Source organism: Dethiosulfatibacter aminovorans DSM 17477 (genome assembly GCF_900142005.1).
Lineage (GTDB): Bacteria > Bacillota > Clostridia > Tissierellales > Dethiosulfatibacteraceae > Dethiosulfatibacter > Dethiosulfatibacter aminovorans.
Genome location: NZ_FQZL01000081.1, coordinates 1 through 1111, shown reverse-complemented (window position 1 = coordinate 1111; position 1111 = coordinate 1). Strand labels below are relative to the sequence as shown.

1 protein-coding gene and 1 pseudogene are annotated in these 1111 nt (G+C 47.5%); both read left to right on the top strand.

Translation table 11 applies throughout. From position 1 onward, the window contains the following. A partial coding sequence (locus BUB05_RS18385) for an NAD(P)H-dependent oxidoreductase subunit E (protein ID WP_175548605.1) occupies positions 1-120 on the top strand: 120 nt, incomplete at its 5' end. Continuing rightward, positions 120-1111 (top strand): annotated as a pseudogene (locus BUB05_RS18380) (NADH-quinone oxidoreductase subunit F); the annotation flags it as partial. The gene BUB05_RS18385 and the pseudogene BUB05_RS18380, both read left to right, overlap by 1 nt.

Below are 1111 nucleotides of genomic sequence, written 5' to 3'. Positions count from 1 at the left end.
GGATGCTGCAGTCTTGCACCGGTAATCATGATAAACGGGGAAGCATACGGAAACCTTACGCCTGCATCAGCAGTAAAGGTAATAAAAGACATAAGAGCGAAAGAGGAGGGAGCGGCATAATGATAATAAGAGTAGGACTGGGAAGCTGCGGAATAGCCTCCGGAGGAAGAAAGGTAATAGCGGCCCTTGAAGCAAAGAGGGAAGAGCTTGGACTCGACTACAAGATAGAGACAACAGGATGCATAGGAATGTGCTTCTACGAGCCCATAGTCGATGTAATAACGGAAGAAGGCTCGGTGACATACGGACACGTGGATGCTGCCATGGCTGAAAAGATAGCCGAGGAACACCTGCAGAAGGGAAACGTACTAGAAGAAAACGTGATCTACACATCCGAAAAAGAAGCAGCCTACACGAAAAAGCAGGTGAAGATAGCCCTTGAAGGATGCGGAACCATAAATCCCGAAAAGATAGAAGACTACATGGGAATGGACGGATACAAGGGAATAGAAAAAGCAATCAAGGAAATGACGCCTGAAGAAGTAATAGAGGAAATAAAGGAATCAGGCCTCAGAGGAAGAGGAGGAGCAGGCTTCCCCACATGGTTCAAGTGGAATGCAGCCCTTCAGGCAAAAGGGAACAAGAAATACATGGTATGCAACGCAGACGAGGGAGACCCGGGAGCATTCATGGACAGATCCGTGCTTGAAGGAAACCCCCACAGACTCATAGAAGGAATGATGATAGGCGGATATGCAATAGGAGCCGACGAAGGAATAATCTACTGCAGGGCGGAATACCCACTTGCAATAGAAAGACTTGAAATAGCAATGGAACAGGCAAGGGAAAACAACCTCCTTGGAGAAAACATAATGGGAACTGGCTTCAACTTCAGCCTTAGAATCAAAAAGGGAGCAGGAGCCTTCGTATGCGGAGAAGAAACAGCCCTCATAGAATCCCTTGAAGGAAAAAGGGGAATGCCTAGACTGAAGCCCCCATTCCCTGCACAAAGCGGATACTGGAAAGAGCCTACAAACATAAACAACGTGGAGACACTTGCAAACGTGCCTTGGATAATAACCAAGGGAGCGGGAGCATACGCAGAAATAGG